The sequence below is a fragment of the Streptomyces sp. NBC_00209 genome (genome assembly GCF_045206345.1).
Lineage (GTDB): Bacteria > Actinomycetota > Actinomycetes > Streptomycetales > Streptomycetaceae > Streptomyces.
In genome coordinates, this window is sequence record NZ_CP108121.1 from 6,714,028 (window position 1) to 6,727,423 (window position 13,396).

The 13,396-nt window shown below is 72.2% G+C and carries 18 protein-coding genes; 5 read left to right on the plus strand and 13 right to left on the minus strand.

What is annotated here, in order from left to right; all coding sequences use genetic code 11:
* Nucleotides 1-29: 29 nt before the first annotated feature.
* From OG867_RS30390 to OG867_RS30435, 10 genes are read right to left on the minus strand one after another with little or no spacing between them, the layout of a single operon-like run.
* Nucleotides 30-308, minus strand: a complete 279-nt coding sequence (locus OG867_RS30390; protein WP_328898748.1) for a gas vesicle protein K — start codon at nt 306-308, stop codon at nt 30-32.
* Nucleotides 305-532: a gas vesicle protein gene (locus OG867_RS30395; RefSeq protein ID WP_073865453.1), complete on the minus strand. Its 228-nt coding sequence runs from the start codon at nt 530-532 to the stop codon at nt 305-307. The genes OG867_RS30390 and OG867_RS30395 overlap by 4 nt, the downstream gene beginning before the upstream one ends.
* A gap of 2 nt (nt 533-534) precedes the next feature.
* Complete coding sequence (locus OG867_RS30400; RefSeq protein WP_406290234.1) at nt 535-1,329, minus strand: GvpL/GvpF family gas vesicle protein; 795 nt, start codon at nt 1,327-1,329, stop codon at nt 535-537.
* Nucleotides 1,326-1,652 carry a gas vesicle protein GvpJ gene (locus tag OG867_RS30405; RefSeq protein WP_328898746.1) on the minus strand — a complete coding sequence of 109 codons (327 nt, stop codon included), beginning with the start codon at nt 1,650-1,652 and terminating at the stop codon, nt 1,326-1,328. Before OG867_RS30405 ends, OG867_RS30400 begins: the two co-directional genes overlap by 4 nt.
* Nucleotides 1,645-2,709, minus strand: a complete 1,065-nt coding sequence (locus OG867_RS30410; RefSeq protein WP_406290237.1) for an SRPBCC family protein — start codon at nt 2,707-2,709, stop codon at nt 1,645-1,647. Before OG867_RS30410 ends, OG867_RS30405 begins: the two co-directional genes overlap by 8 nt.
* Nucleotides 2,710-2,715: 6 nt before the next feature.
* Nucleotides 2,716-3,546, minus strand: coding sequence for a histone protein (locus OG867_RS30415; protein WP_406290240.1), 831 nt, complete (start codon nt 3,544-3,546; stop codon nt 2,716-2,718).
* 7 nt (nt 3,547-3,553) lie between these two features.
* Nucleotides 3,554-3,808: a gas vesicle protein GvpG gene (locus OG867_RS30420; RefSeq protein WP_328898743.1), complete on the minus strand. Its 255-nt coding sequence runs from the start codon at nt 3,806-3,808 to the stop codon at nt 3,554-3,556.
* A gap of 1 nt (nt 3,809) precedes the next feature.
* Nucleotides 3,810-4,559, minus strand: coding sequence for a GvpL/GvpF family gas vesicle protein (locus OG867_RS30425; RefSeq protein WP_406290242.1), 750 nt, complete (start codon nt 4,557-4,559; stop codon nt 3,810-3,812).
* Between the two features lie 3 nt (nt 4,560-4,562).
* Complete coding sequence (locus OG867_RS30430; RefSeq protein WP_073865447.1) at nt 4,563-5,000, minus strand: gas vesicle structural protein GvpA; 438 nt, start codon at nt 4,998-5,000, stop codon at nt 4,563-4,565.
* 33 nt (nt 5,001-5,033) lie between these two features.
* Complete coding sequence (locus OG867_RS30435; protein WP_073865446.1) at nt 5,034-5,354, minus strand: gas vesicle protein; 321 nt, start codon at nt 5,352-5,354, stop codon at nt 5,034-5,036.
* 124 nt (nt 5,355-5,478) lie between these two features.
* Here OG867_RS30435 and OG867_RS30440 point away from each other — a divergent pair, with 124 nt between their 5' ends.
* Genes OG867_RS30440 through OG867_RS30450 form a run of 3 tightly spaced genes read left to right on the plus strand, consistent with a single transcriptional unit; the run spans nt 5,479 to nt 8,736 of the window.
* The gene (locus OG867_RS30440; RefSeq protein WP_406290245.1) at nt 5,479-6,141 is read left to right on the plus strand and encodes a TetR/AcrR family transcriptional regulator; all 663 of its coding nucleotides are present in this window, start codon (nt 5,479-5,481) and stop codon (nt 6,139-6,141) included.
* On the plus strand, nt 6,138-7,574 hold the full coding sequence (locus OG867_RS30445; protein WP_406290247.1) for an MFS transporter: 1,437 nt from the start codon (nt 6,138-6,140) through the stop codon (nt 7,572-7,574). Before OG867_RS30440 ends, OG867_RS30445 begins: the two co-directional genes overlap by 4 nt.
* A 40-nt stretch (nt 7,575-7,614) precedes the next feature.
* Nucleotides 7,615-8,736: a lipid II:glycine glycyltransferase FemX gene (locus OG867_RS30450; RefSeq protein ID WP_406290249.1), complete on the plus strand. Its 1,122-nt coding sequence runs from the start codon at nt 7,615-7,617 to the stop codon at nt 8,734-8,736.
* Between the two features lie 4 nt (nt 8,737-8,740).
* Here OG867_RS30450 and OG867_RS30455 read toward each other — a convergent pair whose 3' ends face one another.
* A complete protein-coding gene (locus OG867_RS30455) occupies nt 8,741-10,294 on the minus strand; it encodes an FAD-dependent oxidoreductase (RefSeq protein WP_406290251.1) in 1,554 nt (517 codons plus the stop codon).
* A gap of 139 nt (nt 10,295-10,433) precedes the next feature.
* Between OG867_RS30455 and OG867_RS30460 the strand changes: the two genes are divergently transcribed.
* Entirely contained in the window at nt 10,434-10,949 is a 516-nt protein-coding gene (locus OG867_RS30460) for a hypothetical protein (RefSeq protein ID WP_328898736.1), read from the plus strand.
* 33 nt (nt 10,950-10,982) lie between these two features.
* Here the strand turns inward: OG867_RS30460 and OG867_RS30465 are convergent, their stop codons facing one another.
* Both OG867_RS30465 and thpR read right to left on the minus strand, forming a co-directional pair.
* Nucleotides 10,983-11,543, minus strand: coding sequence for a hemerythrin domain-containing protein (locus OG867_RS30465; RefSeq protein ID WP_406290253.1), 561 nt, complete (start codon nt 11,541-11,543; stop codon nt 10,983-10,985).
* 137 nt (nt 11,544-11,680) lie between these two features.
* Complete coding sequence (gene thpR / locus OG867_RS30470) at nt 11,681-12,310, minus strand: RNA 2',3'-cyclic phosphodiesterase (protein ID WP_406290255.1); 630 nt, start codon at nt 12,308-12,310, stop codon at nt 11,681-11,683.
* A 558-nt stretch (nt 12,311-12,868) separates the two neighbouring features.
* On the opposite strand from thpR, the gene OG867_RS30475 reads away from it, so the two are divergent.
* Nucleotides 12,869-13,087 (plus strand): MbtH family protein, encoded by a 219-nt coding sequence (locus tag OG867_RS30475; protein ID WP_073969135.1) that lies wholly within the window; start codon nt 12,869-12,871, stop codon nt 13,085-13,087.
* Nucleotides 13,088-13,396: the final 309 nt, after the last annotated feature.

Genomic DNA, 13,396 nt, shown 5'->3' on the forward strand with positions numbered 1-13,396 from the left:
TCGCCGCAACCCGGGGGACCCCCGGCGGCTCAGGCGCGCGGCAGCAGCGACCCCAGCGGCCCGAGGTCCAGATTCAGGTCCTCGGGCCGCACCCCGTGCTGCTCGCACAGCTCCGTCATCCGCTGTTCCAGGAGCATCAGCGTCGTGCCGATCTCCTCGGTCTGCTCCTCGGTGAGGTCACCCTCGTCGATGCGGCGGATCGCCTGGCGCTCCATCAGCTGGCGCAGCAGCTCCACCACGGTGAGCACCAGCGTGACGAGGTCCTGGCCCACCTTCCCGGAGTCCAGTTCGACCCGCGCGTCCGTCACAGCGGCCCCCCGTCGGCCCAGGGCGCCGGCACCCGCTCGCTGACCGACGACAGCAGCGCGTGCAGCGACAGACGTACGAGAGGCACATCGGCGATCGCGATGACCAGGTCCCCGCTGATGACCACCCCGGTCGCCAGCACCCGGTCCAGCAGATCGACCAGAGGCACCCCGATCGGCCCGCTCAGCGGTTCCGGTTCGTCCCACGGCACGACGGAGCGCTCCACCTCTACACCTCTCCGACGAAGGAGTACGGGACCCAGGGCCCCGACAGCTCGACCTGCGCCCCGGTCCGCTCGCGGAGGCTCTGCGCCAGCCGCGCCAGCTCCGCCGCCCGGTCCTCGGCCACCAGATACGTGGCGTTGAGCACCTGGGTGCGCCGCTCGTCCGGCACCCGGGGGCCGTGCGCGGGCAGCCTGCGCGAGGCGGCGGCCAGGCCGCTGACGTCCGCGTCGACCACCTCGGCCACGCGCAGCCCGTCCGTCCGGCTCTGTTCGCGCCGGTCCCGCAGGCTCCGCTTCCGGTCCAGATAGGCCCGGCCGGCTCCGGGCGCGGGCCGCTGCGGGGCGGCCTCGGGCGCCTCCCGGGCCGGTGCGTCGGCCACGTACACCTTCACGCCCCACTCGGAGTGGTGCGCCGTACGTTCCAGCGCGGCGTGGAAGCGTCGCGCCTCCTTGGCCAGCGCCGCCCGGGCCCGCTCCTCGTCGTGGTAGAGCGTGGCCAGGGGGAGGGGCACCGTCGGGTGCCGGGCGGCCGTCGCGCACACGACCTCGTGATGGGCCCGTGCGTACCGTTCGAGTTCGGGCTCGTCGGCGAGCCGGGCCTGCCACGCCTCGTCGGTGAAGTCGGCGGCCCGTACCGTCTGGACGACGGCGGTGAGCGCCGGGCCGAGGGACAGCGCGCGCAGCGGGCTCTCGCCTGTGACGCCCGCCGGGCCGTCGAGGACCGGCAGCTCCGCGGTGCGGCACACGGCGTAGACGTAAACGGCACGGGCATCCGCGGACGAGCGGGTGTCCTCGGTCATGACTCGGACGCCTGTGACTCAAGGGCGTCGAGGCGGGCCCGCAGCTCCCGGTTCTCGTCCTGGAGCGCGTTGCGCGCCGCGTGCGAACTGAGCGCCGGATCGGTCTCCCACCAGTCGATCCCGGCCTTCTTGGCCGTGTCGACGGAGGCGACGAACAGGCGCAGCCGGATGGTGAGCAGCTCGATGTCCAGCAGATCGATCTTGATGTCACCGGCGATGACGATGCCCTTGTCCAGGACACGTTCGAGGATGTCGGCGAGGTTGGTCGTCTGCGGGCCGGCGGGCGCGTAGGCGGCGTCCTGCCGGAAATCGAGATCAGTCACGACGGGACCTCCGCGCGCGCCGCCTGCTCGGGGCGGGCTCCTCCTCGTCTTCTTCCTCTTCCTCCTCCGGTTCCTCTTCCGGTTCCTCGTCGTCCTCCCACTCGTCCTCGTCGCCCTCCTCGTCGTCCTCGGCCTCGTCGCCCTCCTCGTCTTCGCCTTCGGCCTCGTCCTCGTACTCCTCGTCCTCCGGCTGTTCCTCTTCGCCCTCGGACTCCTCCTCCTCGGCCATGGCGTCCTCGTGGGAGACGACGACCTCGCCGTCGCGGATCTCGCCGCGCCAGCCCTCGGGCTCCTCGTCGGTGAGGGTGACGTACCGCTGGAAGTGCTTGAAGTCCAGGCGGATGCGCCGCCCCTGGGCCCGCCAGAGGTTGCCCGTCTTCTCGAAGAAGCCGGCCGGGTAGTACTCGACCACCAGCACGATGCGGGTCAGATTCGGCGTCAGCTCATGGAAGCTGACGGCACCCCGCGTCGTGCCCTTGGAGCCCTCCGAGGTCCAGACGATGCGTTCGTCGGGGATCTGTTCCTGGACGGTCGCCTTGAAGCTGCGCGAGGACGGGCCGATCTTGACCTTCCAGTCGCTCGTGGCCTCGTCCTCCGTCGAGACGTCCTGGACGCCCTTCGCGAAGCTGCTGAACTTGTCGTACTGGGTCCAGTAGTCGTACGCCGTACGCAGAGGAACGCCCACGTCGAGGACTTCCACGATGTTCATCGACTTGCCGCCACCGCTCGACTTGCTCTTCCCCTTGCCACCGCCGAACGCCTCCTTCGCCTTCTCCGTGACGTTGTCCTTCACGCCCTTGGCCTTCTCCGAGACGAACGACTTCAGCGGTGATTCGCCCTGGAGCACGCGAGAGGCAATGGCCGGCATGGACCCGCTCTCGGCGGAGTCCGTCAACTGGCCCGCGACGTCGGTGAGCTTGCCGCCCGCCTTCCCCGCGAGATCCTCCACCTTCGCGCTGAGGAAGCCGGAGAGCTCCTCCCGGAGCCGGCCGAAGCCCGATTCCGAGCCGGACTCGTCCTGTGTTTCGTCCTGCTCGTCCTGATCTTCCCTGGCCATGACTCACTACCTCCGACGTTCGGTGCGCTTGGACGCGGCCCGCTTGGACGAGGACGTCTTCTTCGCCGCGGCCTTCTTGGCCGGAGCGGTCTTCTTCGCCGCGGCCTTCTTCGCGGGAGCCGACTTCTTGGCCCGGGCGGCCTTCTTCGCGGGTGCGGTCTTCTTCGCCGCGGTCTTCTTCGCGGGGGCGGCCTTCTTGGCCGGAGCGGACTTCTTGGCAGCCGGCTTCTTCGCCGGAGTCTTCTTGGCCGCCTCGGGGGCCTTACGGTCCCTGCCGCCCCGCCGACGGTTCGGCGGCGGCTCTTCCTGAGCCTCTTCCTCGGGCTCCTCGCCGGTCTCGCTCCCGTCCTCGTCCTCTCCGTCCTCGTACGGTTCCTCTTCCTCTTCCTCTTCCTCTTCCTCTTCCTCCTCCTCTTCGTCCTCGTCCTCGTCCGGTTCCTCTTCGCCCTCCGGTTCCTCCTCGTACTCGTCTTCGTACGCCTCGTCGCCGTTCTCGTCCCGGTCCTCGTCCTCCTCGCGCCGGCCCTCCACGAGGCGGGCGGTGCGGTCGCCGATCGCGTCGGCCAGCGAGGCCATGCTGCGGTTCGCCGCCGCCGTCACGGCTTGGCGGCCCGCGTCCATGACCTCGCCCCGCAACTGTTCCTGGAGCTCGGCGACTTGGGGGACACTGCCGAGACGGCGCATGCCCTCGGCGGCGAGCTGGCGGGGTTCGAGCCCGAACCGTCTGCCCGCCAGGTACGTCGCGACGGTCAGGGCCATCCGGCCCTTCTTGGTCCGGCCCAGCACATAGCCGCCCACCACCGCGGCTGCGAGAGTCACCTTCGTCTGGTCATCCATGAGCACGTCACCTTCGATCGTTTGGCACTCGGCGCGCCCGAACGGCGTGCAGCCGGTCGAGCAGCCGCTCTTCTTCCCGCTCGAATTCCTCGATCGTGATGTCTCCGGCCTCCAGCTCCTGGTTGAGTACGGCCAGTTGTGCGCGCAGTACGCGGGGATCGTGCAGTTCCCGCTCTGCGGCGTCGTTCAGCTTCTCCGCCACCCACACCACACCCCGCACGGGTGCGATGGGCAGCGTCAGCAGACCGGTGATGAGGCCCATCTCAGCCACCACCCACGGGGGCCGGCCGGGCCTCGGCGGAGACGAAGCTGTAGCAGGGCAGCGGCCCGGCCAGGCGGAGCTCCACATGGCCGCGGTTGTCGCCCGCGAACCGGCGCGCCTCGGCCAGGAAGGAGTCACCGGCCTCGCGCTCCACCAGGAACGACACATTGAGCGCGCACCCCTGGACCTCGGGGCCCGCCGCCACCGCCCGGGCCCTCGGCGTCAGCTCCCGCAGCACCCGCCGCCCCGCCTCGGCGGCCCGCCGCGCGAGGGAGGCGGCCACCGCCTCGCCCAGCCGCAGACTGGCCTCGTAGCCCGGACGCCGGCGCGCGGCCTCCCGCAGCTTGCGTACGGTGCCGTCCTCGGCGACCAGGTCGGCGAGCGCGTCCTCGGCCGCCAGCGCCTTCACGTTGATCTCGTGGCAGCCGGCGAGCCGCTTCAGAGCCGCCAGATGACCGTCCTCACCGGCGGCCAGCTGCCGCTCCACGGTGTCCTGGCCGGGGGCCACCATGCCGAACCGCATGGGCAGCACGGGCCCCTCGTCCATCAGCCGCAGCAGCAGATTCTGGTGGGCGAGCAGATCGCGGCGGCGCGCCCGGAGGTCCGGGGGAGCGTCGCTGACGACCGCGGCGAGCCTTCCCTGCCGGACGGTCCGCAGGTGTGCGGGCGGGCTGCCCACACCGCCCTGCCCGTCCGGGAGCGGGGCCCCCGCCCGGGTGATCGCGTACACGTACACACCGTCGGCCGTCACGGCTCACGCCTCCGCACGGCGGCGCCGGCTCTCGCTGTCGCGTGCCGGGGCGCGCCGCTTCCTCGGCCGCTCCTCCGGCTCGTCCTCGTCGCCGCCGACCGCCTTGCGTACGGTGTCGCCCACCGACTCGGCGGCCCTGCGCACCTTCCGCTTGCCGATGGACTTGGCGGCGCCGCCGCCGATCAGCTCCGGAACCGTGGTGCTGCCGGAGTCCCGTTCGAGGTCCAGCCGGTTGCACGCCTCCGCGAACCGCAGATACGTGTCCACGCTCGCGACGACGATGCGCGCGTCTATCTTCAGGATCTCGATGCCGACCAGGGAGACCCTGATGAAGACATCGATCACCATGCCCCGGTCGAGGATCAGCTCCAGGACGTCGTACAGGGTGCCGGCGCGCGGCGGGCAGGCGACGACTTCGTCGGAGTAGGTGGTCGCGGTCATGGAATGTCCTTCCGGCAGGGGAGTGGACGCCGCTCACTCGTCGGCGGCGCCCCGGCGGTACCGGCGGACCCTGCGGTACTCCAGGAGCTCACCGGACCGGTCGAGCTGCACCTCGTACGAGGCGAGGAGGCTCGTGGTGTCCGGAATCCGGGGCACTTCGAGAACGTCCACGACAACGCACCAGCCGTCGTCGGTGCGCCGGACGGCGGACACTCCCTCCGCGTGGTGGTCGATGAGACCCTCCAGGCTCTGGATGGCAGCGCGGGCCGCATGCTCGGGGCCCCGTGCGGACGGGGCGTGCCGCTTGGTCGCTGTTTTCGTGGTTCCCGCCTGGGAGCGCCGCTGATCTGCCATGGGACCCAGTCTGCTCACTCCCGCCGCCCCCGCATCTTGGGCGAGGGCATCGGGGTGCGTGCCTCGCGGTGGCACGGCGCACAAGCTGTAGACAGTGTCTACGCACGCCTGGTAGACACTGTCCATGGATCAAGCGAACGAACCGGACTCCTTGCGAGAACGCCTGATCGACGCGGGTGTCGACCTCGTCATGACCGAGGGGTCCGCGTCGCTCGGCCTGCGCGAGATCGCCCGCCGGGCCGGGGTCTCCCACGGCGCCCCGCGCCGCTATTTCCCGACCCACCACGCCCTGCTCTCCGCCATCGCCGGGCGCGGCTTCACCGAGCTCGCCGCCCGGTTCGCGACGGCGGCGGAAGCGGCCGGGACACCCCGCGAGCAGCTGCGGGGCCTCGCCGACGCCTTCCTGGCCTACGCGGGCGAGTACGGCGGCATGTTCGCGCTGATGTTCCGCCACGACCTGCTCGACAGCGAGGCCCACGCGAGTGACGAGGACGCGGACGAGCCCGGCCGGCCGCGCCTGCGCGAGTCGACCCTCCCGCTGTTCACGCGGCTCGTCGAGCTCGTCACCCAGGACCGCGCCCACCACACGGAAAACGGCACCGGGCCCTCGTACGACGCCGCCCCGCCGCCGGCCCTGACCGCGGCCGCCCTGTGGACCAACCTGCACGGCATCGCCGTCCTCCGGGCGAGCGGCAGCCTCCAACTGGCCTTTCCCGGCACGCGCGAGGGACCCGACCCGCTCGTCACGGCGGTGCTCGACGCCCACCTCGGCCGGGTGGACGCGTGACCCTCACCGCCGTACGGTCCCGCGCCGCGCTCCTCGCCTCCGTGGCGGGCGCGATGATCGTCGCCCTGGACGGCACCGTGCTGCTCGTCGCCCAGCCGGACCTGCGCGGCGACCTCGGGGCGACCGTCACCGAGGTCCAGTGGACGAGCACCGCCTACCTCCTCGCGGTCGCCGCCCTCCTCGTGATCGCCGGCCGCCTCGGCGACCGGTACGGGCACCGGCGGCTGCTGTGCACCGGCGTGCTCGGCTTCGGCGCCGCGTCGGCCGGCATCGTCCTCGCCGAGGGCATCGGCCCCGTGATCGCCCTGCGCGCCGCACAAGGAGTGTTCGGCGCGCTCCTGCAACCGGCGACGCTCGCCCTGCTCAGGCTCGCCTACCCCGCCGACCGGCTCGGCCGGGCCGTCGCCCTCCGGACCAGCGCCATCGGGGTGGCCGCGGCGGCCGGTCCGGTGCTCGGCGGAGTCCTCGTCACGCACTGGGGCTGGCGTGCCGTCTTCCTGATCAACATCCCGGCCGCCCTGGCCATCGCCGCGCTGACCCTCACCGTGCGGACCCCGGACCTGTCGCCCGCCGCGCACCGGCGGTTCGATCTCACCGCCGGCGTCCTCCTCGCCGCCGCGCTCGCCGCCCTCGTCCACACCCTGGCCGGGATCCCCGACGAGGGATGGACCGGCACCCGGACGGGGCTCGGGCTGCTGCTGAGCGTGCTCCTCGGGGCGGGGCTCGTCACCTACGAACGCCGCAGCGCCCAGCCGGTCGTGCCGCCGGCGGTGACGCGCTCGGTGCCCGTGATGGCCTCGATGACGCTGCTCCTCACCACCTCCGGCGGCCTGTTCGGCGCGCTGTTCGTCGTCACGTTCTTCCTCCAGCAGGGGATCGGCCTCGATCCGCTCACCACCGGCCTGCGCTGCCTGCCGCTGACCCTGCTCATGATCGCCGGAGCGCCCGTGGCCTCGGCCGCGCTCGGCCGGTTCGGGCCACGCCGCACCGCGATCACCGGCCAGCTGTGCGTCGTCCTCGCCGTCCTCGGCCTCTCCCGGCTGACCCCGGCGACCCCCTGGCAGCTGACCGGCCTCGTCCTCGCGGTGCTGGGCGCGGGCTTCACCGCCGTCATGGTCACCGCCACCGGGACCGTCGTCGGGGACGCCCCGCCCGGGTACGCCGGAGTGGTCGGCGGCCTCAAACAGACCGCCATGAACGTGGGCCCCGCCCTCGGGATCGCCGTGGCCGCCGGACTGATGCCGCTCACCCCGTCGGCCGTCGCCGATCCGGGGCACCGGCTCCTCCCCGTAACGGATCTCGCGCTGGGCCAGGCGCTGCCCGCGGTGGCGGCGCTCGCCGCGCTCGGGCTGATCCCGGCGTCGCTGCTGCCCCGGCGCCGAGGTCTCGCCCGAACGCCCGCTCGCGTCGTGGGCTCCGGCGACCGCCAGTAGGCTGCCGAAGGATCACGACCCGTGGACGAGGAGCAGACCGATGGACCTCCGCCTGAGGACGATCAGCCGGGACGAGCACCTGGCGTACATCGGCAGTCTGCCGTCCGCGAGCCACATGCAGGTCCCGTCCTGGGGCGAGGTGAAGCCCGACTGGCGGGCGGAGAGTCTGGGCTGGTTCGACGGCGCGGGCAGGATCACCGGCACCGCCCTGGTCCTGTACCGGCCGCTGCCGAGGATCAGGCGCCACCTCGCCTACCTCCCCGAGGGCCCCGTCATCGACTGGTACGACGACGACCTCGGCCGATGGCTGACCCCGCTCCTGGACCACCTCAAGGGGCAGGGCGCGTTCACCGTGAAGATGGGCCCGCCCGTCGTCGCCCGCCGCTGGGACGCGGCCACCGTGAAGGAGGCCGTCGCCGACCCCGGGGCCCACCGCCTCGGCGAGGTCGCCCCCACCGAACAGGACCCCCGCGCCTTCACGCTGACGGACCGTCTGCGGGCCATGGGCTGGCAGCGCTCCGGAGGCGACAGCGAGGACGGATTCGCCGCCGGCCAGCCGCGTTACGTCTTCCAGCTCCCCCTCGCCGGCCGCTCGCCCGACGACATCCTGGCCGGGTTCAACCAGCTGTGGCGGCGCAACATCAAGAAGGCGGACAAGGCCGGCGTCAAGGTCGTCCAGGGCGACTACGCCGACCTCGACACCTTCTACGCGCTCTACACCGAGACCGCCGAGCGCGACCGGTTCATCCCCCGCCCCCTGGCGTACTTCCAGCGCATGTGGAAGGCGCTCACCGCCGAGCACCCCGACCGGATGCGGCTCTACCTCGCCGCGCACGACGGCGAGGTACTGGCCGCCGCCACCATGCTCACCGTCGGCGGGCACGTCTGGTACTCGTACGGTGCGTCCACCAGCCGCAGGCGCGAGGTCCAGCCCAACAACGCCATCCAGTGGCAGATGATCCGCGACGCCCACGCGGGGGGCGCGCACGTCTACGACTTCCGGGGCACCACCGACACCCTGGACGAGTCCAACCACCTGCTCGGGCTGCTCCGCTTCAAGGTCGGCACCGGGGGCCAGGCCGCCGAATACGTCGGCGAGTGGGACTACCCGCTCAACAAGGTCCTGCACAAGGCGTTCAGCCTGTACATGGCGCGGCGGTAGCGCGTCACCCCTCGCCGCCCGGGTCCAGCGCCTCCAGTGGTCGCACCGCCGGGCCCTGGAGCACCGAGCCGTCGACCCCGAAGCGCGAACCGTGGCACGGGCACTCCCACGCCGTCTCCGCCTCGTTGAACGCCACCAGGCACCCCAGATGCGTGCACCGCGCGGACACCGCCCAGACCGTGCCGTCCGGCTCCCGGTACACGGCGCAGCGCCGGCCGTTCACCCGGACCACCGCCCCCGTGCCCGGAACCACCTGGCTCACCGCGTCCAGGTGGCTGACGCGCAGCCGGTCGCCGACGAAGTGCTTCGCCACCTCCGCCTGCGCACCCAGCAGCGACCCCGCCTCCCGCACCGCGCTCCCCAGCCGCCGGGGGTCGTACAACTCCGCCCACGGCAGCGGCGGGACGCCGTCCGCGATGAGCGAGGTCAGCAGCCGGCCGGCGAGCACCCCGCCGGTCATCCCCCAGCCGCCGAACCCGGTCGCCACATAGGTGTGCCGGGCCCCGATGTGGAACGGCCCGATCAGCGGGACAGTATCGCTGGGATCGTTGTCCTGCGCCGCCCACCGGTACGCGGTCGGGCCCGCCGCCGGGAACCGCTCGTGCAGCCACGCGTCCAGCCGCCGGAACCGCTCGCCGGGGTCACCGGTGCCCGGAGTGAAGCTCTCCCCGGTCACGATCAGCAGGCGCCGGCCGTCATCGAGCGGGGTGGAGCGCACCGAGCGCTTCCCCTCGTCCTCGGTGATGTACATGCCCTTCGGAGCCAGGTCCGCCCGGATGGGCGCGGCGACCACCAGCTCCCGCCGGGGTGAGAGCCGGGCGAACAGCATCGCGCGGTCGAAGACCGGGTAGTGCGTGGCGACGACCACGTCCCGGGCCGTCACACTCCGCCCCGACTCCGCGGTCACCCGGCACGGCGTCCCCTCGGACAGCCCGGTCACCCGGCTGCGCTCGAAGATCCGGCCGCCCCGCGCGACCAGATCCCGGGCCAGCGCCAGCAGGTACTTGCGCGGGTGGAACTGGGCCTGGCCGTCCGCCCGGACCGCCCCGCCGATCGCGAACGGCAGTTCCGTCTCGGAGACGTAGGCGACATCGAGCCCCGCGTCGGCGGCGGCGCGCGCCTCCGCCTCGATCAGGTGCCGGGACTCCGCCCCGGCCGCGTAGCTGTACGCGCTCACCCGTTCCAGGTCGCACGCGATCCCCAGCTCCTCCACGATCCCGGCCACCCGGTCCACCGCGTCCAGCTGCGAGGCCGCGTACAGGAGGGTCGCGTCCACGCCCCGGGTCCGTCGCAGCCGGTCGTACACCAGCGACTGGAGGGCGGAGACCTTGGCCGTCGTGTAGCCGGTCACCCCGGAGGCGATGCGGTCCGCCTCCAGGACCACGACGTTCCGGCCCGTCCGGCTGAGCTCCCACGCCGTGCTCAGGCCAGCGATGCCGCCGCCGATCACGACGACGTCCGCATCGGTGTCCGACGCCAGCCGCGGGTGCTCGGGCGCGTCGGTGCTGTCCATCCAGAAGGACTCGTCCAGCCCGGGAAGAGGGCGGGGGTGGTTCATCGTGTGCTCTCCCAATGGTTCGGGGCCTGGGGTGCAGGTCATGACGCACACCACGGCCGGAAGGTGCTCTGCGTCATACGGGGGCCGGGGAGGTGCGCAGTACGCTGCACGGCGATCCAGCACCCGAGGGGATGCCCCGATGCCCGCAGACCTTGCTCCGCTCATCGCCGCCACCACCCAGTGGCTGACGCGCGCGTTCCCGGCCGGCGGGGGCCCGCTCACCGCCGCCCTGGCCGAGGCGCAGGCCCGCCAGGCCGTCACGGTCGCCACCTGGCTCCGCTACCCGACCGACCTGGACGCCGCCCTCGTGGTCCTGACCGGCCCCGGCGGATCCGCCCGCCTGGACGACGTCACCGGCGGCCACGGCCGGCCGGCGGACATGGCCTGGCGCAGCTGGGTGGACGAGGTCGTCGCCAGCTGGGCCGCGCATCTGCTCACCGCGCCCGACGCGGCGAAGGAGGCGGTGAAGGCGCTCGAAGAGACCGAGCACGGGGTGACCGGACCCGCCGAGTTCCGCCGCCTGACCGCGCCCAGCGCGCACGACCTGGCCGCCACCGCACTGCTGCGCCACCCCGACCTGCTGGAGCCGATAACCCGCCTCCACCACGCGGACCTGCTCGACCGACTGCGCCTCGGCCCGGCCCGCGCCTGCTGAGACCCGGGGGCTTCTCGGGGGCGCCGGGGTGCTTCAGCCCTTGCCGCGACCGCTCAGCAGGTCGCGGGCCCGGTCGACCAGACCGGCGCCGGGGCCCAGGATCTTGTTGCCGGGCGGGGTGTCGGGCATGGAGGGATGCGGACGCGTCGGGGCGGTCTTCTTCGCCGCGCGCACCTTCTCGCCCAGCTGGTCCAGGGTCTCCGGGGAGACGGCCGCCGCCAGGAGCGGGAAGAGCCGGTTCTCCTCGTCGCGCACATGCTTGGTCACCTCAAGCTTGAGCTGCGCCACCAGGTGGTCGAACCGCGGGTCGTCCGCCGGCAGCCCCTCCAGCTCCTTGAGGTGCTGCTCCACCTTCGCGTGGTCCTCCAGCTCCTCGTCGGCCATGTCGTCGCCGTCGTCCACGAACCGCCGGACCACCGGGTAGAGGTGCATCTCCTCCGCCACGGAATGCCGGACCAGCTCGATCGTCAGCTCGTCGGCGAGCTTCCTGCGCTGCTCGTCGCCGACCGGCTGAGCCTCGATCTTCGCGAACAGTTCGTCTACCTCGCGGTGGTCCGTGGTGAGCTCCGCGATCACGTTCCCGCCGTGTCCCATGAGTGCAACCCTCTCCGCTTGTGTGGTGCGAGCCCAAGTCAGCTCACCGTTCCACAGCGGTACCCCCGAACCTCACCAACACACGGAGCCGCGCCCCACTCCGGTCAGGCTGGCGTAACGGCCCGGCGGGCCCGCCCTCAGGGACGTGTGGGCGGCACCGGGACCCCCGCAGCCGTGCCGAGCGGCCACGCCCCGATGTCGCGGTAGCGGATCTGCCCGGGGCCGTCCCCCGCGTTGCCGCCCACCAGATGCAGGCGCTCGGCGGGCCACGGGAGGCCCCGGAACTCCGTGAGCAGCGCGGCGATCTCCCCGGCCGACGTGTGGTCGCCCCGGCGTACCCGGGCGAGGGTCAGATGGGGGCGCAGCGGCCGGTCCTCCAGGGCGATCCCGCAGTCGCGGACCACGGCCCGTACGCCGTCGGCGAGCCGGTGCAGTCCGTCGAGGTCGCCGGCGATCCCGCTCCACGCCACCCGCTCGTCGAACGTGCCGCCGCCGTGCATCGCCAGCCGCGGAGCCGGGTGGGACGCGGCGAGAGCGGCGAGCTGCGGACGCAGCAGCGGAACGGTGTCCACCGGGAGCGCGCCCAGGAACGCCAGGGTGATGTGCCAGTCCTCCACCCGGTTCCACCGCACCTGCGGGTGCGTCGCGTAGGCGGGGCGCAGTTCCCGGGCCAGCTCGTCCTTCGCCGGGTCGGGCGGAGCGAGGGCGATGAACACGCGCACGGTCGCGGGCGGGGTCTCTTCGGTCACCCGGCATTCGTATCGCATGCGGGGCCGGCCGCCCCCGCCGGGTGGCCGCCCGCGCCACGGCCCCAGAACATTACGCAGGGTGAGGGGAATGGCCATTGATTTCGAATGGGGCGCGCACCCGGCGCACGGGAGCGCGATGTGTTCGGCGCGTGCCCGTGGATGAGGGGGTGTACGCCGGCGGTTATCCGAATGTGCGCTGGTCGTATTTAGAGAAATGCGCACAATCGGGACATTGGGTGGCTGAAAATTTCCGGGGGAGCGGGCCTGGCATATGTCTCCGGCCGGCCTTCCCGCATGTCGCTGTCGTACGGGCTGATAAGGAATGGGCCGCATTCGGCTCTTGGGCTGTCGGTGGTCCTCTATGGTGATTGGCGTGAACGGGCGAAGCCGTACGACCGGCCGGCCATCGGCGTCACTCCGGTATCCCGAGGCGTAACGTATCTCCGGTCCAGGCGACCGGACTTGCGCGGTGGGGGCGAGTGATCCGGTGGCGGGGGAGCGGTGAATCCGTGCGGCAGGCCCGCATATATCTGAAGAACATGCGGTGGCATGTGGGAAACAAGTGGGGGGACAGTCGTGACCAATCCTTTCGATGACGAGTCGGGCCGGTTCGTGACGCTGGTGAACGGCGAGGGGCAGTATTCGCTGTGGCCGGCGCACATCGAGGTTCCGGGCGGCTGGAGCGTCGGCGGTCCGGAGGGTTCGCGGCAGGAGTGTCTCGACGCCATCGAGGCCGCGTGGACGGACATGCGGCCCGCCGGCCTGGTCCGGGCGATGGAGGCCGACGCCGGGTAGCGCGGCGCGCGGGCCCGCGGGTCGCCCGGTCCGTGGTCCTCGGGTGCGCCCCAGCCGATCGGCGTCGTTCCCATCCGGGCAAAGTCGATCAGTCCCGGCTGGCAATCGATCACGCTCTGGCGGGAAATGTTCATGTCGCTGTCATGCGGCTTTATTTCCCTCATTGATGGACTGCATTGATGGACTGCGCATCGGTCTGTCCTCGATAAGCGGAAAAAACCGAGCCCGCTCCCGGTTTTCGGAACGGGAACCTGGTCCCGTGGTGCCCGATGCCAGGGGTCGGTGACGTTCTCCTCGCTATTACCCGCC

What these genes read in the sequence shown, in the direction of transcription:
- OG867_RS30400 (WP_406290234.1), bottom strand. Translation starts at nt 1,329, where the DNA reads ATGACCGAGGACACCCGCTCGTCCGCGGATGCCCGTGCCGTTTACGTC.
- OG867_RS30410 (WP_406290237.1), bottom strand. Translation starts at nt 2,709, where the DNA reads ATGGCCAGGGAAGATCAGGACGAGCAGGACGAAACACAGGACGAGTCC.
- OG867_RS30415 (WP_406290240.1), bottom strand. Translation starts at nt 3,546, where the DNA reads ATGGATGACCAGACGAAGGTGACTCTCGCAGCCGCGGTGGTGGGCGGC.
- OG867_RS30420 (WP_328898743.1), bottom strand. Translation starts at nt 3,808, where the DNA reads ATGGGCCTCATCACCGGTCTGCTGACGCTGCCCATCGCACCCGTGCGG.
- OG867_RS30430 (WP_073865447.1), bottom strand. Translation starts at nt 5,000, where the DNA reads ATGACCGCGACCACCTACTCCGACGAAGTCGTCGCCTGCCCGCCGCGC.
- OG867_RS30435 (WP_073865446.1), bottom strand. Translation starts at nt 5,354, where the DNA reads ATGGCAGATCAGCGGCGCTCCCAGGCGGGAACCACGAAAACAGCGACC.
- OG867_RS30440 (WP_406290245.1), top strand. Translation starts at nt 5,479, where the DNA reads ATGGATCAAGCGAACGAACCGGACTCCTTGCGAGAACGCCTGATCGAC.
- OG867_RS30450 (WP_406290249.1), top strand. Translation starts at nt 7,615, where the DNA reads ATGGACCTCCGCCTGAGGACGATCAGCCGGGACGAGCACCTGGCGTAC.
- OG867_RS30455 (WP_406290251.1), bottom strand. Translation starts at nt 10,294, where the DNA reads ATGAACCACCCCCGCCCTCTTCCCGGGCTGGACGAGTCCTTCTGGATG.
- OG867_RS30460 (WP_328898736.1), top strand. Translation starts at nt 10,434, where the DNA reads ATGCCCGCAGACCTTGCTCCGCTCATCGCCGCCACCACCCAGTGGCTG.
- OG867_RS30465 (WP_406290253.1), bottom strand. Translation starts at nt 11,543, where the DNA reads ATGGGACACGGCGGGAACGTGATCGCGGAGCTCACCACGGACCACCGC.
- thpR (WP_406290255.1), bottom strand. Translation starts at nt 12,310, where the DNA reads ATGCGATACGAATGCCGGGTGACCGAAGAGACCCCGCCCGCGACCGTG.